Raw genomic sequence first — 22,801 nt, forward strand, 5'->3', positions numbered from 1 at the left:
ATTTTAAAAATTACTATATTTAGTAATAAAGAACAGAGAAAAAGAAAGAAACTAATTATATGGATGATAATTTTTCACCAAGAGTCAAAGATGTTATTGCATACAGTAAAGAGGAGGCACTACGGTTGGGGCATGACTTTATTGGAACTGAGCATCTCATGCTAGGACTATTACGTGATGGAAGTGGGAAAGCAATTAGTATACTTGATGCGTTAGACATCGATTTAACAAATTTGAGAAGAAAAGTTGAAATCTTAAGCCCCGCAAACCCCAATGTAGCAATAGCTACTAATGAAAAAAAGAATTTACATTTAACAAGGCAAGCAGAAAGAGCGTTGAAAACAACTTTTTTGGAAGCTAAATTATTTCAGAGCTCTTCTATTAACACAGCACATTTGTTATTGTGTATTTTAAGAAATGAAAATGACCCTACCACGAAGCTTTTAAATAAACTAAAGGTAGATTACGATAATGTTAAAGATCAATTTAAATTTATGATTGCTAACGAAGACGAATATATTGAAGATCCAAAAGCCGAATCTTTTTCAGATGATGACGATATGGCTGGAGACACCTCAAAAGAAAACCCTTTCAATTCTCCATCTGGAGGTGCTAAAACTAACAAAAAATCCAAAACACCTGTTTTAGATAATTTTGGTAGAGATTTAACCGCAATGGCAGAAGAAGGTAAACTTGATCCCGTTGTAGGTAGATCTAAAGAAATAGAAAGAGTCTCTCAAATTTTGAGTAGAAGAAAGAAAAACAACCCACTTCTAATTGGAGAACCAGGAGTTGGAAAATCTGCAATTGCTGAAGGGTTAGCACTTCGAATTGTAAAAAGAAAAGTTTCTAGAATTCTATTCGATAAACGAGTTGTCACTTTAGATCTAGCTAGTTTAGTAGCCGGCACTAAATATAGAGGCCAATTTGAAGAACGCATGAAGGCGGTGATGAATGAACTAGAAAAGAATGATGATATTATTCTTTTTATAGATGAAATTCATACCATTGTAGGCGCTGGTGGTGCAACAGGAAGTTTAGACGCTTCTAACATGTTCAAGCCTGCCTTAGCAAGGGGCGAAATACAATGTATTGGTGCAACTACTTTAGACGAATATCGCCAATATATAGAAAAAGATGGAGCTTTAGAAAGACGTTTCCAAAAGGTAATAGTTGAACCAACTAATATCGAAGAAACGATAGAAATTCTAAATAACATAAAAGAAAAATATGAAGAACATCATAACGTAAGCTACACTGAAGGAGCTATCCAAGCTTGTGTTAAACTTACAAATAGATATATGACCGATCGATTCTTGCCAGACAAAGCAATTGATGCACTTGATGAAGCAGGATCAAGAGTACATATCACCAATATTGATGTTCCTAAAAAGATTCTAGATCTAGAGAAAAAGTTAGAAGAAGTAAGAGAACTTAAGAATAGCGTTGTTAAGAAACAAAAATATGAAGAGGCCGCTAAATTAAGAGATGATGAAAAAAATCTTGAAAAAGAACTAGCACAAGCACAAGAACAATGGGAAAAAGATTCTAAACTTCATAAAGAAACTGTAGACGAAGAAAATGTAGCTGATGTAGTTTCTATGATGACTGGAATTCCGGTAAATAGAATTGCTCAAACGGAAAGTAATAAACTTGCAGAATTGCCAAATCTTATCAAAGGCAAAGTAATTGGTCAGGATGAGGCAGTTTCAAAGGTAGTAAAGGCCATACAAAGAAATCGAGCTGGTTTAAAAGATCCTAATAAACCGATTGGTTCATTTATATTTCTGGGACAAACTGGAGTTGGAAAAACGCAATTAGCCAAAGTATTAGCTAGAGAACTTTTTGATAGCGAAGACACTCTAATCAGAATAGATATGAGTGAATACATGGAAAAATTTGCTGTCTCAAGACTTATTGGAGCTCCTCCAGGTTATGTAGGTTATGAAGAAGGTGGACAATTAACCGAAAAAGTTAGAAGGAAACCTTACGCTGTAGTACTTTTAGATGAAATTGAAAAAGCTCATCCAGATGTTTTCAATATGATGCTACAAGTATTAGATGACGGATATCTTACAGATAGTCTTGGTCGAAAAATAGATTTTAGAAATGCAATTATCATAATGACCTCTAATATAGGAGCCCGCAAGCTTAAAGATTTTGGACAAGGCGTTGGTTTCGGCACAACTGCTAAGAAAACGCAATCAGATAGTTATGCAAAAGGAGTAATTGAAAATGCACTTAAAAAAGCATTTGCACCAGAATTTCTTAACAGAGTAGATGATGTAATTGTATTTAATGCTCTCGAAAGAGAAGACATCCATAAAATTATAGACATCGAACTTGAAAAACTATATGGCAGAATCAAAGGCCTTGGCTATGATTTATCTTTAAGCGAAAAAGCAAAAGATTATATCACCGAAAAAGGTTTTGACAAACAATATGGAGCTAGACCACTTAAGCGAGCTATTCAGAAATATATTGAAGATGCCCTAGCTGAAGAAATTATAAACGCTCAATTACAAGAAGGTGATAGCATATTTATGGATTTAGATGACGATTCTAATGAGTTAACTATAAAAATTAATAAAACAGAAGAATCTACCGAATCTTAAATTTTAAAAAATGTATTTCTCTTCGACATAAATAATGAGAAACTAAATCCTATTGTAGAAGGACCTTTTTGTGGAAAAAGGTCCTTTTTATTTTAGACAAAAATAGTATCTACCAAAAATAACACCTTAACAACTTAAACAGTTCTTAAAATTTTCATCTAAACAACAAATTGCGGAAAAAACTTATCGATCGGCATCTTAAAAAATATATATTTACCAAATTCAAATAAAATCTAATGATTACTTTTTACAAGACAGATTTTGGTCTCGCTGAAATATATGATGATTATATAAAGGTAATTATTAATGAAGGTATTACTGTAACCCCAGAAGACAATAATACTTTATTAGAAATGGTTAACAATCATTTCAAAAACAAACCTTTTGTCTATATATCTCATAGGATTCATTCTTATTCCATAAATCCAATTGTATATTTTGAAACTGCTAAAATTAAAACCTTGGTAGGTCTCGCCGTAGTATCGAATGACCCTATACAAAAAAGTCAAACCCAAATTGAAAAAACTTTCTTTAATAAGGAATTTAAACATTTTAATGATATGGATGCTGCGTTAGCTTGGAAAGCCGAATTACTCAAAAAACAGGATTAGCTTTTTGAAATTCTAAGAAATACTGATCATTAAATCACGAAAGTTAAAATAAGGGAAAAATCCCAAATAAAAACCAAAAAAACACTGTTTTTCAGCACTAAACCATATATTTGCTCAACTTAAAAATACCCCTAATGATTACCAATTATCACCTAGATTTTGGGCTTGTAGAAATTTATACCGATTATATAAAAGTCACCATAAACGAAGGAATTACTATATCACCAGAACATAACAATGTATTGCTGGATATGGTAGAAAAACACTATAAAAACAAGCCTTTTTTATACCTTACTCATCGAGTTAACTCGTATTCAGTGGATCCAACAATTTATTTAGAAACTGCTAAAATTAGTAACCTAATCGGATTCGCAGTGGTATCGAAAGATCCTTTGCAAAAAAAACAAACTCAAATAGAAAAATTATTTTTCAATAAAGAGCTAAAAAGATTTGATAACATCTCTTCAGCTTTATTATGGAAAGATGAATTATTACTGAAATACCATAATTCGATTGTTTAAGATTTCCTTACTAGCACACCCATAAAGAAATAGTTAAATTTTTATAAGTAATACTTTTATCGTAAATTATACAAAATTAACCATACTTAAATAATAGTTTTGAAATGATACATGACAAAATACTATGATTTAGGTTTCGCTAAAGTGGAAATCCATGAAGATTATCTAAAAAACACGATTTCAGAAGGTTTTTTAGTTCTACCTGAGCATAATAATTTATTATTAGAATTCGTTACTAAATACTTTAGTAATAAACCATTTGTTTATATATCTAATAGAATAAACAAATATGCCGTCGACCCCACTGTATACCATGAGACTACCAAAATAGATACACTTAAAGGACTGGCTATTGTATCGAATAATCACAGACAAAAAATGCTTACAGAATTAGAAAGCAAATTCTTTAATAAAGAAATAAGATATTTCTCTAATCTAAAAGAAGCATTGACTTGGAAAAATAAAATTTTAGACTGCCTATGAAGTAAACAAAGAATTTACGTTATTTATTGAACCATTTAGAGAAATTCCCCACCCTATGATTAAATCGTATGAATTAGACTTCTGCAATTTAGAAATATACAAAGATTATGTATTAGCTACTATGCACGAAGGCATCGTCGTCTCTGTAAAGAATAATGCAATCCTTATTAAAATTGCAGAAATGCATTTTAACAACACTCCTTTTGTTTATATTACCAATAGAGTCAATTCCTATTCTGTAGATCCTATAGTTTATATTAAGACCGCCAAAATCCCTACTCTTTTAGGCTTTGCTGTAGTTTCTAAAGATCCTATTCAAAAAACTCTGACTAAATACGAAAAAAAGTTCTTCACAAAAGAATTCAAAAGATTTGATGATATCGATTCTGCTATCGCATGGAAAGATGAAATGATAAAAAAATATCCATATAAACTTTTAACTTCTCGTGACAAGCAAAAAAAGAGTATCAAATGATACTCTTTTTTTTATGATTTTTTATCTAAGAAAACTTACTTAGCAATATTTACAGCTCTAGTTTCTCTTATAACAGTAATTTTCACTTGTCCTGGATATGTCATATCCGTTTGTATTTTCTGAGAAATTTCAAATGACAAGCTAGCAGCTCTTTCATCATTAACCTTCTCACTTTCTACAATCACACGTAATTCTCTACCAGCTTGAATAGCATATGCTTTCTTTACGCCACTAAATCCAAAAGCAATATCTTCAAGATCTTTCAATCTTTGTATATAAGAATCTAAAACCTGACGTCGTGCACCAGGACGTGCTCCGCTTATCGCATCACAAACCTGTACGATTGGAGATATTAACGCAGTCATTTCTATTTCGTCATGGTGAGCACCAATTGCATTACACACATCAGGCTTTTCACCATATTTTTCTGCCCATTGCATTCCCAATATTGCATGTGGCACTTCAGTTTCTGTATCTGGCACTTTACCTATATCATGTAACAGACCTGCTCTTTTTGCTAATTTAGGATTCAAACCTAATTCTGCTGCCATTACTCCACATAATTTAGCTACTTCTCTAGAATGTTGTAACAGGTTTTGCCCGTAAGATGAACGATATTTCATTCTTCCTACTGTCTTAATTAATTCTGGATGTAAGCCATGTATACCAAGATCAATGACTGTTCTTTTACCTACCTCAATGATTTCTTCATCAATCTGTTTTCTAGTTTTTTTAACAATTTCTTCGATTCTAGCAGGATGTATTCTTCCATCGGTTACCAATTTATGCAAAGAAAGCCTCGCTACTTCTCTTCTTACAGAATCAAAACAAGACAAAATAATTGCTTCCGGTGTATCATCAACAATGATCTCCACACCCGTTGCAGCTTCGATAGCTCTAATATTCCGACCTTCTCGTCCTATAATTCGTCCTTTAACATCATCACTTTCAATATTGAATACAGAGACACAATTTTCAATCGCCTCTTCGGTTCCAATTCTCTGAATTGTATTGATAATTACCTTTTTTGCTTCTTGCTGTGCTGTAAGTTTAGCTTCCTCTATGGTATCTTGAATCAAAGCCATAGAATCAGTTTTAGCTTGTTCTTTTAGAGATTCAATAAGCTGATCTTTGGCTTCATCAGCGGAAAGTCCTGATATTACCTCAAGTTGTTGAACTTGACTTTTATGAAGCTTTTTTAATTCACTTTGCTTCTTCTCTAAATACTCATTTCGATGATTATAATCTTTGATTTTTTGCTCTAATTCTACATTTAATTTTTTCCCTTTAGACAGCTCATTCGAGACTTGAGACTCCTTATCTCTAGTTCTTTTTTCTGCCTCAGCCATTTTTTTGTCGCGGGATAATATTACTTTTTCATGCTCCGATTTTAATTCAATAAATTTTTCTTTTGCTTGAAGTATTTTATCTTTTTTAATTGTTTCTCCTTCACTTTTAGCATCTCTAATAATACTTTGTGAGGTTTTTTTAGCGTTTTTGACAATTTCTGAGGCTTTATTGCGCTCCAATACTTTAGCGATAATAAAACCTATCACTAAACCTGCAACCGCAGCAATAATCAAAAATATCATGTTATCCATAATCTTAGTTAGTGTKTATATATAAAAAAGCCTGCACTAGTTTGGGTTTTGTATAAACTCTGTAAAAACAGGTTTAGGGCTAACAAGCTGGTCAAGGATCCGTGATACTGATAAGATCAGCACGGCTTGCTTTTACAACTTAAACTCACCCTTTTTAAAATAATTCTTGTTGAGTTTATCAAAAAATAACAACTAGTGCAGGCAGTAACCTTATTTATTTTAATGAACGTTTACGACAGATGATCTTGTAATAAATCATTAAGGGCATTCAATCTTCCCGTAACATTTATTTCATCACTATCTTTATCTATAACCTTTTGTTCTACTTGTGCGGCAAATTGTAAAGCACACATAGCCAGTACATCTTGCTTATCTCTAACAGCATAACTTTGCTCAAATTGCTTAATCATGGCTTCAATCTTTTTAGCTGCTTTTCTCAAACCTTCTTCTTGATCAGGATTGATTGTTAATGGATATACTCTATCCGCAACTGATAATTTGATTTTTAATTTATCCGCCATATATTTATTACTCTGACAACTGTGCAATACAGATATCTATCTCTCTAATTAAGGCATTTATTTTGAGCTTGGTTTCCCTTTTATATTCGTCACTGCCAAGCATCGCGTTAGCATTCTTGAGCGCACTGAATTTTTCTTCCCATTGCTTTAATTGATCAACTTGAAGTTCTGAATTAGACTCCAAATCCTTTATTTTACTCTTAAGATCAGCGTTCTGTTGCTTCAATAAATCATATTTGTGGAGCAGCTTACTTATTCTATTCTCAAGAGAATCAACAATTTCAATTAAATTACTCATTATAATTTCACGCAATACTTCGTTACACAAAGTTAACATACCAATTGAAAAAACCCAATAGTTTTTAAACTAATTTTAATGCTAAAAGATCTCATCAATCAAGTGATTAGTTTATAGTGTTTTAGTTTTTTAATCTAACATCACTTTAATTTTAAACCCTAAATATTTACATTTACCTTCTATGCGAGCTATTACATTATTTTTGGTAGTAAATTTTACCATTGGATACAGTCAAAAAAAAATTCCAACAGATTATTTTTCCAATCCCTTAGCTATTCCTTTAGCTTCTTCTGGTACTTATGGTGAGTTGAGGTCAAATCATTTTCATTCTGGTTTAGATTTAAGAACTAATGGAGAAGAAGGTTTAGAAGTTTTCGCAGCGGCCACTGGAAATGTAAGCAGAATAAAAATTTCTAATTTTGGTTATGGGAAAGCAATTTATATTTCACACCCCAATGGATACACAAGCGTATACGCTCATCTTCAGAAATTCTCTCCAGAGATTGAAGCATATATAAAAAAAAGACAGTATGCAAAAGAATCTTATGAAATAGAACTTTTTCCTAAAGCCGGTTTGTTATCAGTTACCAAAGGTGATGTTATTGCTTATAGTGGAAATACCGGCGGAAGCGGTGGACCGCACTTACATTTTGAAATAAGAGATTCAAAAGCAAGGCCCATGAATCCAATGCTGTTTGGTATAGATGTAAAAGATACTAAAAAGCCGACCATAAATAGTCTTTGGCTTTATAGCCTTGATAAAACAGCACATATTAATGGCTCTCAAAATCCTACTAAACTAAGGCTAATTCCATTAGAAAACGGAAATTTTAAAGCAGAAGGAGTAACTGCCTTAGGTACACTCGGAATTGGTGTTTCCACAATTGATCAACAAAATTTGGCAGCCAACAAAAATGGAGTTTATAAAATTTCAACAGAAATTAATGGCCAAGAAAATTTTGCGATGGAAATGAAACGATTTTCTTTTTCCGAAACTCGTTACATAAATCGATTAATCGATTATCCTTATTATAAAATGAATAAGAGTAAAATCATAAAATTATTTATTCAAAAAAACAACCCGCTTAGCATCTACACCAATAAAGTGGATAAAGGTTTTTTTACCATCGAAGATAGCTTATCATACACCGCAAAGGTTTTTGTGAAAGATTTTAAAAACAATACTACCGAAATTAGTATTCCTATACAAGGAAAACGTATGGAGAAAGTTACTACAAAAGAGATTCTAAAAACTCCTTATCTTGTAAAAACCTCTGAAAATTTCACATACAATTCCGGAATATTCGATTTATATATACCTAAAGGCAGTGTATATGAAGATGCTTACCTAGATATTACAGAAAATGGTGATACTATTAATATTCACAAGGATGAAATTCCTTTGCATAAAAATATGACAGTAGTATTTGATGTTTCCAATTATAGTGAATCAGATAAGAAAAAACTTTATATAGGAAGACTCGGATATAATGACAAGCATTATTCTGTAAAGACTAATAAAAAAGGAAATCGATTTTCCACACGTACAAGAACGTTAGGTAGTTATTCTCTATTTTCAGATCTCGAAAAACCAATCGTTGTGCCAGTTAATGTTGCTGATAAAAAATGGATGTCTAAAGCGAAATTTTTAAAGATTAAGATCGATGATACCGATTCTGGGGTTAAAAGTTATAGAGCTACAATTAATGGAAAGTTTATATTAATGGAATACGATTATAAGACAGGTATGCTTGTTTATGATTTTGATGATAAAATAATTTCAGAAACAGAAAATAAATTTAAACTTATTGTGTTAGATAAAGTAGGAAATAGTACTACATTTGAAACAACATTCTTTAGAAAACCTTAAACTGACATACTCTTTGAAAAATCTTCACTTTCTCTTTGTTTTTTTTCTTGTTCTTTTAAGTCACACAATAATAGCTCAGGAAGCGGTCGTAAAAGGGGTTGTTCTTGATGAATCTAACAGACCAGTTGCTAACGCTAATATTTCTTATGATACATCAGGCACCAAAACTGATAAGAATGGTGTATATGTTTTAAATATTCCTGCTAATCAAGATATCACGATCAAAATCAGTTATATTGGACTTAAAGACGTCACTTTTACTATTAATCTGAAAGAAAATCAAGAATACGAATTAAATCCAGTATTAAAGACTGAATTTGAACAAATCAGTGAGGTAATTATAACGGGAAGAGAACGAAAAACTGTTGAAGGAATTACCACTTTAGATCCAGAAACCATACGTATTACTCCAGCTGCTAATGCTGGAGTTGAAGGACTCTTAAAAACTTTGCCAGGTGTAAGCTCTAACAACGAATTGAGTACACAATATGCCGTAAGAGGTGGTAATTTTGATGAAAACCTAGTTTATGTTAATGAAATTGAGGTTTATAGACCTTTTTTAATTAGATCGGGACAACAAGAAGGATTAAGCTTTGTAAATACAGATTTAGTGCGAAATGTAGATTTCTCTGCAGGAGGTTTTCAATCAAAATATGGGGATAAATTATCTTCTGTATTAGATATTACTTACCGAAGACCTACACGTTTTGATTTATCAGCAGATTTAAGTCTGCTAGGCGGTAGTATTTCCGCTGGTGGTATTACAAAGGACAAAAAATTTGCAGGTGTTTTAGGTGTTCGCTATCGTGATAACAGTCTACTTGTTGATGCTCGACAGACGGAAACCAATTTTAGACCGAGATTTGCAGATGTACAAACTTACTTATCTTATAATTTTTCTAAGAAATTTGAACTTGGATTCCTTGGAAATATAGCTATTAATAGATACGATTATGAACCTATCACTCGAAGAACAAATTTTGGAACTATTGAAGAACCAATTGCTTTAACTATTGTTTATGACGGACAAGAAAGAGATCGATATCAAACGTATTTTGGAGCATTAAAAGGAACATATCAAGCCAATGAAAATTTGACGCTTAAATTGATAGGATCAGCTTATCATACTCAAGAACAAGAGTATTTTGACATATTTGCAGCATATTTTCTTGGAACTGTTAATACCGATATAGGAGGAGAAAATCTTGGAGACGCTGAGTTTAATCGAGGAGTTGGTTCTCAATTAACACATGCCAGAAATGACCTAGACGCTCTGATTTTTAACCTTGAACATAAAGGCACCTATATTGCTGATGAGCATCAATTTGATTGGGGAATTAAATACACTTCTGAAGATATCAAAGATCGTATACAGGAATTTGAAGTTATTGATTCAGCCGGTTTTTCTATTCGTCCTCCTGGGACTTTCATAGATGATCAACCTTATAATCCTAATGCAAGTCCGATTGTTCCGTTTAATAGTGTTAGAGCCACTAATATGGTAAACATTGACCGTTTTTCTGGATATGCACAATACAGTTTACGAACAAATATTAAAGAACATGAAATTTGGGCCAATGTTGGTGTTAGAGCACATAATTGGAATGTATCAGGAGATGGAGTGAGCAGCACTTCTCAAACAGTATTTAGTCCTCGCGCACAAGTTGCTATAAAACCAGATTGGGAATCGGATATGATATTTCGACTTTCAGGAGGATGGTATCATCAACCACCATTTTACAGAGAATTAAGAGATTTACAAGGAACGGTACAACCAGAAGTAAAAGCTCAGCAATCAATTCATATTGTTGCAGGTAATGATTACAGCTTTAATCTATGGGATAGACCTTTTAAACTCACTACAGAACTATATTATAAAACATTGACGAATGTAAACTCCTATACCATAGAAAATGTTCGTATTCGTTATCGAGCAAATAATAATGCCGAAGCATACGCAGCAGGGTTTGATTTAAGACTTAATGGAGAATTTGTACCAGGAACAGAAAGTTGGTTTAGTTTAGGATTACTAAAAACTGAAGAAAACCTTGACAATAGAGGATATATAGCTAGACCAACTGATCAAAGAATCAAAATTGGTGCTCTATTTCAAGACTATGTCCCTACTATTCCTAACCTAAAAATGTATCTAAATTTAGTCTATCAGACTGGTGTACCAGGAGGTTCTCCTACAAATGCGGATCCTTATGATTTCCAAACCAGACTTCGTGATTATAGAAGAGCAGATGTAGGTTTTTCATATATCGTTGTAGACAATAAAATAAGAAGAAAAGAAGGAAGTTTTTTTAACAAGTTTAATGACTTAAGTATAGGTTTTGAAATCTTTAATCTTTTCGATAACCTCAATTCGATCACTAATACATTCGTTAGGGATGCTTCTTCTAGTCGTCAATTTTCGATTCCAAACTTCTTAACCCAACGTGTATTCAATGTTCGTTTAGGAATGAGATTTTAAGGACTTTATCCTGTCAATTAATTATTTAACATTTACTTAATATAATTACGTAGTAACATTAGGAGTATTTTTTGAATTTACCTTATGGACAGAAACTCTAATGTCTATAAAGGGTAGAGTATTATTAAAATCTCTTAAAATCTTATTCATGAAAAATTTATTAAAAAACAGTAATTTCAGAACTATTGGTAAAAATGCGCAACGATCTATTAATGGTGGCACAAGCAGAAACGCCTGCGAACAAGCCATTTCGATAGATCGTACACTTTGTCTTTGTATAGGATGGATTCCTCAAGGAAACATTTGCGTTCCAGGACCAGCACTTTAACCTATTAAAAAGAAAAAGGAGCGATTTCTCGCTCCTTTTTTATATATGTAGAGTAATAATCACATTTATTCTTCAACAAACTCTTTTAAAACTTCTACCACATAATCAACTTCTTCTTTTGTGTTATACTTAGAAAAAGAAAACCTGACAGAAGGTTTTTGCATATCTTCTTCGGATAAAATTTCTGTAAGCACATGAGACCCCTTACCACTTCCACTTTGACAAGCACTCCCTTTAGAACAGGCAATTCCTTTAATATCTAACTGGAATAATAAAATCCCTGCCTTTTCCTGAGATATCGGTAGACATACATTAATTAGCGTGTAAGTACTATGTTCTAAATCACAACAATTTGCATTGAACTTCACTCCTTTTATTTGCTCCTTTAATTGATCAACAAAGTATTGTTTTAGATTAGAAATATATTCCTTTTCTTCGACCATATGTTCATATGCCAAACGCAGAGCTTCATCCATACCAACAATATTGTGAACTCCTTCAGTTCCTCCACGATATCCCCGTTCTTGTTCACCTCCATAAATTAAAGGCTTTAATCCAGAATTCTTTTTAATATATGCAAAACCAACTCCTTTAGGGCCATGAAACTTATGCGCGCTAACGGCCGTAAAATCCACTTCTAATTCATTTAAATTCACATCCAAATGTCCTATAGATTGTACCATATCACTATGAAAAAGCGCTTCATGTGTTTTACACAACTCACCCACTCTCTTTATATCCAAAATGGTTCCTACTTCATTATTAACATGCATTAAGCTTACTAAAGTTTTCGAATTAGTAGTAGCTAATAACGTTTCAAGATGATCATAGTCAACTGATCCATCAGGCTTAATATTTACATAATTTATTGCTATATCTGAATGAGATTGAATTTCTTGTACAGTATGCAATACTGCATGATGTTCAATTTTAGAGGTAATAATATGCTGTACACCTAAATCTCTTACGGCGCTATTTAATGCAAGATTATCAGCCTCAGTCCCACCAGAAGTAAAAATAATTTCAGAAGCCTTTACTCCCAAGTATTTTGCAATATTCTTACGTGCTTGTTCAATGTGATTTTTTGCAGATCTACCGAATCCATGTGTAGAAGAAGGATTCYCATAATCTTCTCTTAATACAGTTGTCATTTTCTCAATTACTTCTGATCGTAATTGTGTAGTTGCAGCACTATCAAAATAAACCTTTTGCATTAAATTTAAAAATTTAGTTAATGACTAATAGAAAAATACGATAACCTTATAAATAGGAACAACATTTTGTCATATCCTTATTTTTAGCAGCACAAATCTAATTCAAATAAAATTATTTTCCACACTACACGTTATAATCTTTCAATTACTTTATTTTTGTCCAAATCTGTAAAAAATATCAAAATAGTAAACATCTTAAGATTTTACTCGTCTTTAGGATAAGTTCAAATAACTTAATTAACATCAAGACTTGTTTGATAATTACTAATTTTAAAAAATTAACAGTGAGAAAACTTCTGTACACTATCTTTTTATTGGCTATTATTTCTTGTGATGATGGTGATATTATTGTAACAAGTTTCGAATTTGAGGATGTTGATCTACAACTATGTGAAGGAGCAGAATCCGATGAATTTGTATTTTTTAAAATAAATACTTCCGTGAATGAGGCAATCGCTTTTCGATTCATTGATGCCACCTATTCTCCAACATCAGAAACAGCAACAAATATTATCCTTAATATAGAAGACACTGAAAATAACCTTACATACAGACAATTTAACACTTCTATTACGGCAGACTATTTTTGTAATAACATTCCAGATAGTAATATAACCGTTACAGATGAACTTATTGGAATTGGTGGACAAGCTACTATAACAAATACGATAGTTAGCGAAGATGATAATGATGGTATAGAAGCTACCTTAGAAACACCAAATGAGATTGACCCAGAAGCTGATCCTGATGGCGATGGTGTTCCGAATTATCTTGATGACAATATGAGTGATGATACTATCGGAAATGAAGACGCCACTCCAGATTCGTTAGGAATTGAAGATGGTTATGATAGTGATGGCGATGATATTCCAGACTTTAAAGATCAGGATGACGATAATGACAATATTCTTACAAGTGCAGAATATCGTAATACTGACCCTAATAGTGAGGAATTATTTGAAGATACAGATGGCGATGATATACCTAATCATCTAGACGAAGATGATGATGGAGATGGAATTGATACTATTAATGAAGATGTAGATGGTAATGGAAATCCAAGAGATGATGATACAGATGGCGATGGAATACCGAATTATTTAGATATTGATGATGATGGCGATGAGATAAATACTATAAACGAAAATCCTGATCCTAATGACGATGGATCTCCTAATGATGCGATGGATACAGATAATGATGGTATTCCGGATTACCTAGACGCTAATGATCCTGATAATGATGAAGCAAATGCAAATATGGTGAACCCATCAATTCTTGATAATACTGTTGTAACTGTTTTCAGAACTACATTAAATATTACTGGTTTAATGCTTAATGAAGTAAATGATCAATTTACAAATGATACTTTCTCCTTTGGTTTTAGAGATCAAACTGTATCTATAACAACTCCTAAAGAATAAAGATTGCAAAATGGTTAAAAGAATTTATATATCATTAATAACTTTAATAATTATAAGTTGTAGCGAAGGAGATATTTTAGAGATTCCTTTAGATATTTTTGATGAATCGCTTCAAAATTGTGCAAATGAAAGTGATAATACTTTTGTGTTTTTTGTTATCGACGAAGACACAAACACTTCATTATCGGTAAACTTTACCGATACTAATTTTGAAATTAACCCTATGACTGTTGAAGACATTACTTTAGATGAACCAACAGTAATTACACTGAACACCAGTACCAATCAACTACTTTATAGAGAGTTTAATACGGCAATTAATGGTGATGAATATTTTTGCAATAGTGTTCCTGTAAGTGACATCAATGTAACACAAGAACTTATTAGTTCTAACGGAACTGTAGAAATTAGTTATGTTTTACAAAATACTACAGCGACAGCTACTATATATGAAAGAACTCTAACTTTAAAAGATATCACTTTAGAAGGCAATGGAATTGCAATTCGTAGAGAATTATTAGTATTAGGAACCGATACCGTAGAGATACCAAACTAATATAGCTAGTGCTTTGGATTTTGAACTATATATATTTCCATGGCTCCAAGGCCATATTTCTTATAGTCAGCGTCAGAAATTCTAACATTGTCATATCTTCCAAATAAATATCGTAACTCTTCTTTCAGAACTCCTTGCCCTACTCCATGAATAAATATAATATTTGGAATACGTTTGCTAATAGCAAAATCCAACTGACGTTTCGCTGTATCTAATTGCAAAGTAACCATATCATGATTAGACATTCCTTTTGTAGATTTCACCAGCTTATGAATATGCAAATCTACTTCCATAGCAGGAATATTTCGTTCTTTAGGTTTAGCTACAGGTCTTTTAGGCTTTTTCTTATAAATTTCTTTATGCTGAAGATTTTTTTGAACTTCTTCGTAGGTTGGCACTAGAAAATTATTAGATTCTTCTTTAACCAATTCCTCTCTCATAAAACTCATTTCAAATCCGTCATCAGAAGTTATCGTAATTTCATCTCCACTAATAGCAATTACTTTACCAGTTATTGGTTCATCTAAGACTGATACAATATCTCCTACGTTTATCATATTCATTTATTCTTCTTCTTCTGAAGTTTCCGGAACAGAAACATCTCTTTTATCGAATCTACTAGAAACACCAGTATTTATAATAAACAAACCTGTCATTAAGCATATAATTCCTATTGTCTGTATATAATAATTTTTGGTTGAGGATCCTAGTTCTACTATCAAAAGAATGGTTCCAATTAGAACTAGCACAACTTGACAAATCTTTTTGAGTTTGGTTTTATTCATATGGCAAAAGTATCAAATATTAGATTTTTTATACACATTAATTTTTGAAATACTCAAATTGTGTATATTGTACCTCAGAAATATATATTTCACCCCTATTTTTCTGATTATTTATTAAAAAATTAATTATTAATTAAGTTTATATATATGGAAGCTAATCAACCAAGACCTAGCAATCACCTAGCGCTGGCAATCATTTCTACAATTTTATGTTGTATGATCACAGGTATTGTAAGTATTATTTATTCAACTCAAGTAAATACAAAATATGATGCTGGAGACTACGAAGGAGCCGTTGCTGCCTCTAAAAATGCAAAATTATGGGGGCTAATTGGTATCGGAGTCAGTCTTGTTGGCTGGGTGCTATACTTTGTGTTTTTTGGAATAGCAATCTTTTCAGGAATGAGTCAAGGTGCGTTTTAGATTACCAAACAAATTACTAAAATATGGGTACTGGCTTGCACTAGTACCTATATTTTTTTTGGTTCAGTATTACTATGTACATGATCCAGAATCTCATACAGGTGAAGGATTTTTTCCAAGTTGTATTTTCCATTCTCTTACCGGTTATCATTGTCCTGGTTGCGGAAGTCAACGAGCGGTTCATGATTTATTAAATGGTCGCATTTTACAGGCATTACAACACAACCTGCTGTTTGTAATCTTAGCTATTGTCTTAGGAATTAAGGTATATTATTACATTGCTAAAAACTATTTTAAAAAAGAAGTAGTAGATTGGACTTATAACAAATACTTCACAATTACCGTTTTTGTTTTGATCATTTCTTATTGGATTTTAAGAAATATAGCTAGTCCACCTTTTTGTCATTTGGCACCATAAAAAAAGAGCAGAACAATTTGCCCTACTCTCTTTTAATATTATTAGTATTAAAAAGTTTTATTCAAACTCCTTAAGTGTTTTTGTTATAATCTCAACACATTCTAATAACTGCTCTTTATTCATTACTAATGGAGGAGCAAAACGAATAATATTACCATGAGTAGGTTTTGCTAATAAACCATTTTCTTTTAATGCTACGCAAATATTCCAAGCCGTATCACTATCTTCATCATCATTAATTACAATAGCATTTAGTAGTCCTTTCCCTCTAACTAATGTAACAATATTAGATGTTTGTATATATGCATTCATCTCAGATCTAAACAGCTCACCTAATTCAAAAGCGTTCTCTGCTAATTTTTCATCTCTAACAACCTCTAAAGCGGCAATTGCCACAGCTGCTGCTACTGGGTTCCCACCAAAAGTACTACCGTGATTCCCAGGTCGGATTACTTCCATAATGGGATCATTTGCCAATACTCCTGAAACAGGATATGCACCACCACTAAGTGCTTTTCCAAGGATAAGAATATCTGGTTTTACATTTGGAGTTCCAGAACAATTTTTATCACTACAAGAACAATCACCACAAGTCGCTAATAGTCTTCCTGTTCTTGCAATACCAGTTTGAACTTCATCCGCTATAAACAATACATTGTGTTTTTCACATAATGCTTTAGCTTTAGACAAATAATCTTCAGAAGGAACATAAACTCCTGCTTCTCCTTGTATCGGTTCTACTAAAAATCCTGCTACATTTTTATTGTTTTCTAAAGCTTCTTCTAATTGTTTTAGATTGTCATATTCGATTTTAATAAAACCAGATGTATAAGGACCAAAATTCTTACGAGCTACAGGATCATTAGAAAAAGATATAATAGTAGTAGTTCTTCCATGAAAATTATTTTCACAAACTATTATTTGTGCCTCATTCTCTGAAATACCTTTTTTCTCATATGCCCATTTTCTACAAATCTTCAAAGCAGTTTCTACAGCTTCAGCTCCAGTATTCATCGGTAATAACTTATCGAAACCAAAAAACTCTGATGCGAATTTTTCATATTCCCCTAACTTATCATTGTAAAATGCTCTAGAGGTTAATGTTAGCGTTTGTGCCTGCTCCATCATAGCACCAACAATTTTCGGATGACAATGTCCTTGATTTACTGCGGAGTAAGCACTTAAGAAATCATAATATTTCTTTCCTTCTACATCCCATACATACACTCCTTCACCTTTGCTTAATACTACTGGTAATGGATGGTAGTTGTGAGCTCCATACTTGTTTTCTAAATCGATTGCTTGTTGAGAAGTTAATTTTTCTAAAACAGCCATTTTTAATAATTTAAATTGATAAAATAACCATTCCTTCTGTACCTTTATCCTTTCGCAAATTCCGATAGTTATCGGAACGAAAATTCAGCGTGGGAGAGAAATCATCCCTAAGAGATCCGCAAATTACTAAATCTTTATTGATTATCTAATTTTAGAACCTCTGTAACATACAATTTTTAATTATTCAAAATAAAAAGGCAATTAGTTAACTATTTAATAATTTTATTATAAAGCAAATAATGCATTATTTACAATTTACTTGCTAATGATGAAACTTGTAGTTCTAATCTCTTAATTTCTCTTATTAGCGCATTTTTATCAATTTGTAACCAAGAAAATATTTTGAGCATTGATGTCATCATAATACACAAGAAGCCAGCAGCACTCCATTTTATTAAATCATTGGTACTTTCAGCTCCTAAAAATTTGACAACACAATAAATAAATAAACCAAATGCTATTACGTTAACGATATTCATCATTATGATGATCCATCTGTTTTTAGTTTTATACATACCTCCTATCATTTCAAACATAGTTTGCTCATCTAATTCATCATAAAACTTAGCTTCTTCTTTTGTTAATGTTTCCTTTATTAACTTATCAATTTCCTCCATATTAGTATTCATAATTTTTATTTTTTAGAATTAATTTTAATTTTTCTCGTGCTGTAAATAAGCGAGATTTCACAGTTCCTTTAGAAATACCTATTATGTCACTTATTTCCTTAATACTATATTCTTCTTTATAGAAAAGATTCAATACCATTTTTTGTTGTTCTGGTAACATGTTTATTGCTTTTTTTAGCAACACTTTTATTACTTCCGTTTCATCAATTGTTTCATCAATAACACTTACATGATCCAATCGTTTTTTATAAGTATCTAAAAGTTCTTTCTCCTTTTTATTTTTTCGCAACCAATCGATTGATTTTCTAGTTACTATAGACAGTGCCCAGCTTCCAAAGCTATTTGTATTCTTAAGTTTAGAAATTTTCAGAAAAATAATATTCCAACAATCCTGAACGATATCTTTAGAAAAATGTTCATCTTTTACATACCAGTTTGCATGCTTACATAACTTAACATGCCATCTTTTAACAAGAATTGCTGCAGCTTTCTTATTTCCGGATTGACACTGTAGAACCAGCAAAGAATCAAATGTCTTATTGGTATTGATCATCGTAACCTTTATACTATTGACGTGGAAAAATTAATTTGGTTCATTTTTTTATTCTTTTTATAAGATATATTGAATATTTCATAAGTATATGGTTTCTATTCTTATTTTTGCGCTATGGCAAGAAAGAATAGAAAGAAGTCATCAACAACCTTACTCGATTGGGAAAAATAGAATTACCTGAAGTGAATACTATATTAGGTTCTGAAGATCAATTTTTCTATAGAAATAAGATGGAATTTTCTTTTAGTGATAGCAGATGGCTAACATTAGAAGAAATTCAAAGTGATACAGAAATTGGAAATCGCAATGCACTAGGATTTCATATCCCTGGAATGTGGGACAAAATTTTGGATATAGATAAATGTCATTTACAAGAAGATCCTAGTAATGCTATCAGAAACAAGGTTAAGACATTTGCTACCGAAAATGGTCTATCCTTTTATAATGCCAGAAACCAAAAAGGCTTTCTTAGAACTTTGATGATGCGTATTGTATCTACTGGAGAGATCATGGTATTGATTCAATTTTTTCATGAAGACGTAGAAAAAAGAACACTACTATTAGACTATATTATTTCAGAGTTTCCGCAAATCACATCTTTACAATATGTTATTAATCCAAAGGGAAATGATACAATTTATGATCAAGAAGTAATTTGTTATCACGGAAAAGATCATATTGAAGAAGAGATGGAAGGTTTACGTTTTAAAATAAATGCTAAATCATTTTACCAGACAAATTCTAAACAAGCTTATGAATTGTATAAAATAACCAGAGAATTTGCAGGTCTAACCGGAGAAGAATTAGTCTACGATTTATATACTGGAACAGGAACGATTGCTCAATTTGTTGCTAAAAAAGCTAAAAAGGTTATTGGAGTCGAAGCAGTTCCTGAAGCTATTGAAGATGCTAAAGCAAATGCCAAACATAACAGCATAGACAATGTAGAGTTTTATGTGGGTGATATGAAAAAAGTATTTACAAATGAGTTTATTAGCACTCACGGACAACCGGAAGTTGTCATAACTGATCCACCAAGAGATGGTATGCACAAAGATGTGGTGGCTCAATTGCTAAATATTTCGCCAAACAAAATCGTATATGTGAGCTGTAATAGTGCAACACAAGCAAGGGATTTATCGTTATTAGATAGTGTGTATAAGGTTACTAAAGTACAACCTGTGGATATGTTTCCACAAACCCACCATGTTGAAAATGTGGTTTTATTAGAAAAAAGATAAGAATGAAATTATATAAGGTTTTTACACTTTTAATTTGCTGCTTAAGCATTATTTGTTTCACTTCCAGTTGTGAACGTGATGACATTTGTGCAGAAGACACTCCAACAACACCATTTTTGATTATCAAATTTATTGATGATGTTACATCTACAGATATTAAACAACCTGATGAACTCCAAGTAAAAGCTGTAGATTTTGATAGTGTTATTACTTATACAACTAATCAAGATTCTATTTTAATTCCATTAAGGACGAATGCTTTATTAACTGATTTTGAATTTACCATCAATTCTGATACTGAAGATGGTGGAGATGATCCAAATACGGATGTTGTGAGCTTTCAATATACACCTGTGGAAGAATACGTGAGTAGCGCTTGTGGTTTTAGGGTTTTATACAATGGACTAGAAAGAACACTGACTCCAGAAGAGGATAATGGAAATTGGATAAAAAGAATATTAATAGAACAACCAGATGTTATTAATGAAACAGTTGCACACGTACTTATTTTTCATTAGCATACTGTTTACAGGTATGATTTATAGTCAGGAAGAACCTAATATTTCTTCCAGAGACACGCTACCTCCATCAGAAAAGTATGGAATTAGATTTGGAGTAGATATTGCCAGATTTATCAGAACTGCTGCGAATGATGATTATTCAGGTTTTGAAATTAATGCAGATTACAGAATTTATAAGAATTACTATATCGCTGGAGAAATTGGTAATGAATCCTTATTGCGAAATGAAACCAATATTAATGTTGAAGGATCAGGAAGTTATATTAGATTAGGTGTAGATTATAATACATATAAAAACTGGTATGGAATGCAAAATAGCATCTATGCAGGTCTTAGATATGGTTTTTCTACTTTCGATCAAACATTGAATAATTATAACATTTTCACAGGAACAAACTTTTTTGACACCGAAGATAATCCTGAAAATTTCAGAAACGAAGTGAGAGAATCTAATGGTTTAACAGCTGGATGGGTAGAATTTATATTAGGACTAAAAGTAGAAGTTCTTAAAAACCTTTATTTAGGAGCAAATGTTTCATTAAGAAGAATTGTGAATGAACAAGATCCCGATGGATTCGAAAATTTATTCATCCCCGGATTTGGAAGAACCAATGATTTTAGTGAATTCAATGTTGGTTATACGTATACCATTAACTATTTGATTCCTTTTTATAAAAAGAAAAGATAAAAGTATGTTTTCTTAATACAGTAAAGGAAATATTTTAAGGTTTTTTATTTTGAAACTTAGCTTTTTTACTTCCTGAATACATTTCATACTTAACAAGTCTAGATTCTAATTTACCATTAAATACTTTTATTTTTCTAGACGGTCGTAGCCCGACATATTTTAAAACTTCCAGATTAGAAGTTATAAACCAAGCATTCGTATTAGGATAATTTTGTTTTAAAGTATCTCCTATTTTACTATAAAATTCTTCTTCATTCAATTCTAAACGCTCCCCATAAGGAGGGTTAAACACCATATGAAGTTTATTTTCGTTTTCTTTAAAACTTTCAAAGAAGTTTTGATTTTCGATAGTTACAAAATCTGAAAGATTTGCATTCTCTACATTTTTTTTCGCTTTTCTAATAGCAGAAGGCGCCTTATCAAAACCTAAAATTTTGTATGAAAACTCTCTAGTTTTATTCAAACAAGATTCTTCGATTTTTTCAAATAAATCCATATCCCAATCCAACCATTTTTCAAAAGCAAACTCTTTTCTATTCAGGTTTGCGGGGATATTACAAGCAATCATAGCTGCTTCAATTGCAAGCGTTCCACTACCACACATCGGATCTAGGAAATCAGATCTTCCATCCCATCCTGATAATAACAATAAACCAGCAGCAAGAACTTCATTTATTGGAGCAATATTTGTTGCTGTTCTATATCCTCTATGATGTAAGGATCCACCTGAACTATCAAGAGATACCGTACATAAGTCCTGCTGAATATGTATGTTAATAGTTAGATCTGGATACTCTGTATTTACACTAGGTCTCCTGCCCCTTTGCTTTCTAAATTTATCTACAATAGCATCTTTAGATTTTAGAGAAACAAATTGAGAATGCCTGAAAACAGTTGAATTAACAGTTGCATAAATTGCAAAAGTCTCGTTTTCATCTAGATATTCTTCCCAACCAATAGATTGTATAAAGTTATATAAGTCCTTTTCATTTCGGATTTTTTTGGTTGCTATTGGCTTCAAAATTTTTAAAGCAGTTCTCAGGCATAGATTGGCTTTATACATAAATCCTTTATCACCATAAAAACTAACCATTCTGTTACCTACCTGCACTTTTAATGCTCCTAAATCCCTTAGTTCTTTTGCTAAAATTTCTTCAAAACCAAATAAGGTTTTGGCTACCATTTTAAATGAATTACTCACTATCTTTTAAATCG

Annotated in this window: 24 protein-coding genes, 1 other RNA gene and 1 pseudogene; 15 read left to right on the plus strand and 11 right to left on the minus strand. The window is 31.9% G+C overall.

Translation table 11 applies throughout. The annotated features are described in order from the left end of the window. The first annotated feature begins 59 nt into the window (after positions 1–59). From GBO31_RS14850 to GBO31_RS14870, 5 genes are all read left to right on the plus strand, one after another. Positions 60–2,615, plus strand: a complete 2,556-nt coding sequence (locus GBO31_RS14850; RefSeq protein WP_219009150.1) for an ATP-dependent Clp protease ATP-binding subunit — start codon at positions 60–62, stop codon at positions 2,613–2,615. Between the two features lie 236 nt (positions 2,616–2,851). Next, positions 2,852–3,226 (plus strand): STAS/SEC14 domain-containing protein, encoded by a 375-nt coding sequence (locus GBO31_RS14855; RefSeq protein ID WP_219009151.1) that lies wholly within the window; start codon positions 2,852–2,854, stop codon positions 3,224–3,226. 134 nt (positions 3,227–3,360) lie between these two features. Beyond that, positions 3,361–3,747 carry a hypothetical protein gene (locus GBO31_RS14860; protein ID WP_219009152.1) on the plus strand — a complete coding sequence of 129 codons (387 nt, stop codon included), beginning with the start codon at positions 3,361–3,363 and terminating at the stop codon, positions 3,745–3,747. A gap of 111 nt (positions 3,748–3,858) precedes the next feature. Further along, a complete protein-coding gene (locus tag GBO31_RS14865; protein ID WP_219009153.1) occupies positions 3,859–4,230 on the plus strand; it encodes an STAS/SEC14 domain-containing protein in 372 nt (123 codons plus the stop codon). A gap of 55 nt (positions 4,231–4,285) precedes the next feature. Continuing rightward, on the plus strand, positions 4,286–4,705 hold the full coding sequence (locus GBO31_RS14870) for a hypothetical protein (RefSeq protein ID WP_219009154.1): 420 nt from the start codon (positions 4,286–4,288) through the stop codon (positions 4,703–4,705). A gap of 35 nt (positions 4,706–4,740) precedes the next feature. On the opposite strand, the gene rny is transcribed toward GBO31_RS14870, so the two are convergent. The 4 genes from rny to GBO31_RS14890 form a co-directional block, all read right to left on the minus strand. After that, a complete protein-coding gene (gene rny / locus GBO31_RS14875; RefSeq protein ID WP_219009155.1) occupies positions 4,741–6,306 on the minus strand; it encodes a ribonuclease Y in 1,566 nt (521 codons plus the stop codon). 54 nt (positions 6,307–6,360) lie between these two features. Next, a non-coding RNA gene (ssrS, locus tag GBO31_RS14880) (6S RNA) lies at positions 6,361–6,481 on the minus strand. Positions 6,482–6,536: 55 nt separating this feature from the next. Then, complete coding sequence (locus GBO31_RS14885) at positions 6,537–6,827, minus strand: cell division protein ZapA (RefSeq protein WP_219009156.1); 291 nt, start codon at positions 6,825–6,827, stop codon at positions 6,537–6,539. Positions 6,828–6,834: 7 nt separating this feature from the next. Beyond that, a complete protein-coding gene (locus GBO31_RS14890; RefSeq protein ID WP_219009157.1) occupies positions 6,835–7,125 on the minus strand; it encodes a hypothetical protein in 291 nt (96 codons plus the stop codon). 181 nt (positions 7,126–7,306) lie between these two features. Here GBO31_RS14890 and GBO31_RS14895 point away from each other — a divergent pair, with 181 nt between their 5' ends. The 3 genes from GBO31_RS14895 (at position 7,307) to GBO31_RS14905 (ending at position 11,799) form a co-directional block, all read left to right on the plus strand. After that, positions 7,307–8,995: a M23 family metallopeptidase gene (locus tag GBO31_RS14895; protein WP_219009158.1), complete on the plus strand. Its 1,689-nt coding sequence runs from the start codon at positions 7,307–7,309 to the stop codon at positions 8,993–8,995. Positions 8,996–9,008: 13 nt separating this feature from the next. Beyond that, positions 9,009–11,471: a TonB-dependent receptor gene (locus GBO31_RS14900; RefSeq protein WP_219009159.1), complete on the plus strand. Its 2,463-nt coding sequence runs from the start codon at positions 9,009–9,011 to the stop codon at positions 11,469–11,471. A gap of 148 nt (positions 11,472–11,619) precedes the next feature. Then, positions 11,620–11,799 (plus strand): hypothetical protein, encoded by a 180-nt coding sequence (locus GBO31_RS14905; RefSeq protein ID WP_219009160.1) that lies wholly within the window; start codon positions 11,620–11,622, stop codon positions 11,797–11,799. 65 nt (positions 11,800–11,864) lie between these two features. Here GBO31_RS14905 and GBO31_RS14910 read toward each other — a convergent pair whose 3' ends face one another. After that, positions 11,865–13,013, minus strand: coding sequence for a cysteine desulfurase family protein (locus tag GBO31_RS14910; RefSeq protein ID WP_219009161.1), 1,149 nt, complete (start codon positions 13,011–13,013; stop codon positions 11,865–11,867). Positions 13,014–13,297: 284 nt separating this feature from the next. Here GBO31_RS14910 and GBO31_RS14915 point away from each other — a divergent pair, with 284 nt between their 5' ends. Both GBO31_RS14915 and GBO31_RS14920 read left to right on the plus strand, forming a co-directional pair. Then, positions 13,298–14,437 carry a hypothetical protein gene (locus GBO31_RS14915; protein ID WP_219009162.1) on the plus strand — a complete coding sequence of 380 codons (1,140 nt, stop codon included), beginning with the start codon at positions 13,298–13,300 and terminating at the stop codon, positions 14,435–14,437. Between the two features lie 10 nt (positions 14,438–14,447). Further along, positions 14,448–14,993 carry a hypothetical protein gene (locus tag GBO31_RS14920; RefSeq protein WP_219009163.1) on the plus strand — a complete coding sequence of 182 codons (546 nt, stop codon included), beginning with the start codon at positions 14,448–14,450 and terminating at the stop codon, positions 14,991–14,993. Positions 14,994–14,998: 5 nt separating this feature from the next. Here the strand turns inward: GBO31_RS14920 and GBO31_RS14925 are convergent, their stop codons facing one another. Both GBO31_RS14925 and GBO31_RS14930 read right to left on the minus strand, forming a co-directional pair. Continuing rightward, positions 14,999–15,556 carry a DNA mismatch repair protein MutS gene (locus tag GBO31_RS14925; protein ID WP_219009164.1) on the minus strand — a complete coding sequence of 186 codons (558 nt, stop codon included), beginning with the start codon at positions 15,554–15,556 and terminating at the stop codon, positions 14,999–15,001. Beyond that, positions 15,557–15,778, minus strand: coding sequence for a hypothetical protein (locus GBO31_RS14930; RefSeq protein ID WP_219009165.1), 222 nt, complete (start codon positions 15,776–15,778; stop codon positions 15,557–15,559). It abuts the gene before it with no gap. 147 nt (positions 15,779–15,925) lie between these two features. Here GBO31_RS14930 and GBO31_RS14935 point away from each other — a divergent pair, with 147 nt between their 5' ends. Both GBO31_RS14935 and GBO31_RS14940 read left to right on the plus strand, forming a co-directional pair. Next, entirely contained in the window at positions 15,926–16,201 is a 276-nt protein-coding gene (locus GBO31_RS14935) for a CD225/dispanin family protein (protein WP_219009166.1), read from the plus strand. Next, on the plus strand, positions 16,191–16,619 hold the full coding sequence (locus GBO31_RS14940) for a DUF2752 domain-containing protein (RefSeq protein ID WP_219009167.1): 429 nt from the start codon (positions 16,191–16,193) through the stop codon (positions 16,617–16,619). Before GBO31_RS14935 ends, GBO31_RS14940 begins: the two co-directional genes overlap by 11 nt. A 57-nt stretch (positions 16,620–16,676) precedes the next feature. Here GBO31_RS14940 and rocD read toward each other — a convergent pair whose 3' ends face one another. The 3 genes from rocD to GBO31_RS14955 all read right to left on the minus strand — a co-directional run bounded on the left by rocD (position 16,677) and on the right by GBO31_RS14955 (position 19,136). Beyond that, the gene (rocD, locus tag GBO31_RS14945) at positions 16,677–17,954 is read right to left on the minus strand and encodes an ornithine--oxo-acid transaminase (protein WP_219009168.1); all 1,278 of its coding nucleotides are present in this window, start codon (positions 17,952–17,954) and stop codon (positions 16,677–16,679) included. Between the two features lie 248 nt (positions 17,955–18,202). Continuing rightward, positions 18,203–18,583 (minus strand): DUF6768 family protein, encoded by a 381-nt coding sequence (locus tag GBO31_RS14950; protein WP_219009169.1) that lies wholly within the window; start codon positions 18,581–18,583, stop codon positions 18,203–18,205. Continuing rightward, positions 18,573–19,136, minus strand: coding sequence for an RNA polymerase sigma factor (locus GBO31_RS14955; protein ID WP_219009170.1), 564 nt, complete (start codon positions 19,134–19,136; stop codon positions 18,573–18,575). Before GBO31_RS14955 ends, GBO31_RS14950 begins: the two co-directional genes overlap by 11 nt. A gap of 131 nt (positions 19,137–19,267) precedes the next feature. On the opposite strand from GBO31_RS14955, the pseudogene rlmD reads away from it, so the two are divergent. From rlmD to GBO31_RS14970, 3 genes and pseudogenes are all read left to right on the plus strand, one after another. Further along, a pseudogene (gene rlmD, locus GBO31_RS14960) lies at positions 19,268–20,377 on the plus strand (23S rRNA (uracil(1939)-C(5))-methyltransferase RlmD); the annotation flags it as partial. 2 nt (positions 20,378–20,379) lie between these two features. Then, positions 20,380–20,895, plus strand: a complete 516-nt coding sequence (locus GBO31_RS14965) for a DUF6452 family protein (protein WP_219009171.1) — start codon at positions 20,380–20,382, stop codon at positions 20,893–20,895. Continuing rightward, on the plus strand, positions 20,861–21,586 hold the full coding sequence (locus GBO31_RS14970; protein WP_219009172.1) for a DUF6048 family protein: 726 nt from the start codon (positions 20,861–20,863) through the stop codon (positions 21,584–21,586). Before GBO31_RS14965 ends, GBO31_RS14970 begins: the two co-directional genes overlap by 35 nt. Positions 21,587–21,620: 34 nt before the next feature. Here the strand turns inward: GBO31_RS14970 and GBO31_RS14975 are convergent, their stop codons facing one another. Beyond that, positions 21,621–22,769, minus strand: a complete 1,149-nt coding sequence (locus tag GBO31_RS14975; RefSeq protein WP_219009180.1) for a THUMP domain-containing class I SAM-dependent RNA methyltransferase — start codon at positions 22,767–22,769, stop codon at positions 21,621–21,623. Positions 22,770–22,801 lie beyond the last annotated feature (32 nt).

This window comes from Aquimarina litoralis, assembly GCF_019295435.1.
In the GTDB taxonomy this organism is placed as follows: Bacteria; Bacteroidota; Bacteroidia; order Flavobacteriales; family Flavobacteriaceae; genus Aquimarina; species Aquimarina litoralis_A.

What these genes read in the sequence shown, in the direction of transcription:
- GBO31_RS14920 (WP_219009163.1), top strand. Translation starts at nt 14,448, where the DNA reads ATGGTTAAAAGAATTTATATATCATTAATAACTTTAATAATTATAAGT.
- GBO31_RS14890 (WP_219009157.1), bottom strand. Translation starts at nt 7,125, where the DNA reads ATGAGTAATTTAATTGAAATTGTTGATTCTCTTGAGAATAGAATAAGT.
- rny (WP_219009155.1), bottom strand. Translation starts at nt 6,306, where the DNA reads ATGGATAACATGATATTTTTGATTATTGCTGCGGTTGCAGGTTTAGTG.
- GBO31_RS14905 (WP_219009160.1), top strand. Translation starts at nt 11,620, where the DNA reads ATGAAAAATTTATTAAAAAACAGTAATTTCAGAACTATTGGTAAAAAT.
- GBO31_RS14950 (WP_219009169.1), bottom strand. Translation starts at nt 18,583, where the DNA reads ATGAATACTAATATGGAGGAAATTGATAAGTTAATAAAGGAAACATTA.
- rocD (WP_219009168.1), bottom strand. Translation starts at nt 17,954, where the DNA reads ATGGCTGTTTTAGAAAAATTAACTTCTCAACAAGCAATCGATTTAGAA.
- GBO31_RS14885 (WP_219009156.1), bottom strand. Translation starts at nt 6,827, where the DNA reads ATGGCGGATAAATTAAAAATCAAATTATCAGTTGCGGATAGAGTATAT.
- GBO31_RS14970 (WP_219009172.1), top strand. Translation starts at nt 20,861, where the DNA reads ATGAAACAGTTGCACACGTACTTATTTTTCATTAGCATACTGTTTACA.
- GBO31_RS14955 (WP_219009170.1), bottom strand. Translation starts at nt 19,136, where the DNA reads ATGATCAATACCAATAAGACATTTGATTCTTTGCTGGTTCTACAGTGT.
- GBO31_RS14870 (WP_219009154.1), top strand. Translation starts at nt 4,286, where the DNA reads ATGATTAAATCGTATGAATTAGACTTCTGCAATTTAGAAATATACAAA.
- GBO31_RS14850 (WP_219009150.1), top strand. Translation starts at nt 60, where the DNA reads ATGGATGATAATTTTTCACCAAGAGTCAAAGATGTTATTGCATACAGT.
- GBO31_RS14930 (WP_219009165.1), bottom strand. Translation starts at nt 15,778, where the DNA reads ATGAATAAAACCAAACTCAAAAAGATTTGTCAAGTTGTGCTAGTTCTA.
- GBO31_RS14895 (WP_219009158.1), top strand. Translation starts at nt 7,307, where the DNA reads ATGCGAGCTATTACATTATTTTTGGTAGTAAATTTTACCATTGGATAC.
- GBO31_RS14935 (WP_219009166.1), top strand. Translation starts at nt 15,926, where the DNA reads ATGGAAGCTAATCAACCAAGACCTAGCAATCACCTAGCGCTGGCAATC.
- GBO31_RS14865 (WP_219009153.1), top strand. Translation starts at nt 3,859, where the DNA reads ATGACAAAATACTATGATTTAGGTTTCGCTAAAGTGGAAATCCATGAA.
- GBO31_RS14860 (WP_219009152.1), top strand. Translation starts at nt 3,361, where the DNA reads ATGATTACCAATTATCACCTAGATTTTGGGCTTGTAGAAATTTATACC.
- GBO31_RS14855 (WP_219009151.1), top strand. Translation starts at nt 2,852, where the DNA reads ATGATTACTTTTTACAAGACAGATTTTGGTCTCGCTGAAATATATGAT.
- GBO31_RS14925 (WP_219009164.1), bottom strand. Translation starts at nt 15,556, where the DNA reads ATGAATATGATAAACGTAGGAGATATTGTATCAGTCTTAGATGAACCA.
- GBO31_RS14975 (WP_219009180.1), bottom strand. Translation starts at nt 22,769, where the DNA reads ATGGTAGCCAAAACCTTATTTGGTTTTGAAGAAATTTTAGCAAAAGAA.
- GBO31_RS14965 (WP_219009171.1), top strand. Translation starts at nt 20,380, where the DNA reads ATGAAATTATATAAGGTTTTTACACTTTTAATTTGCTGCTTAAGCATT.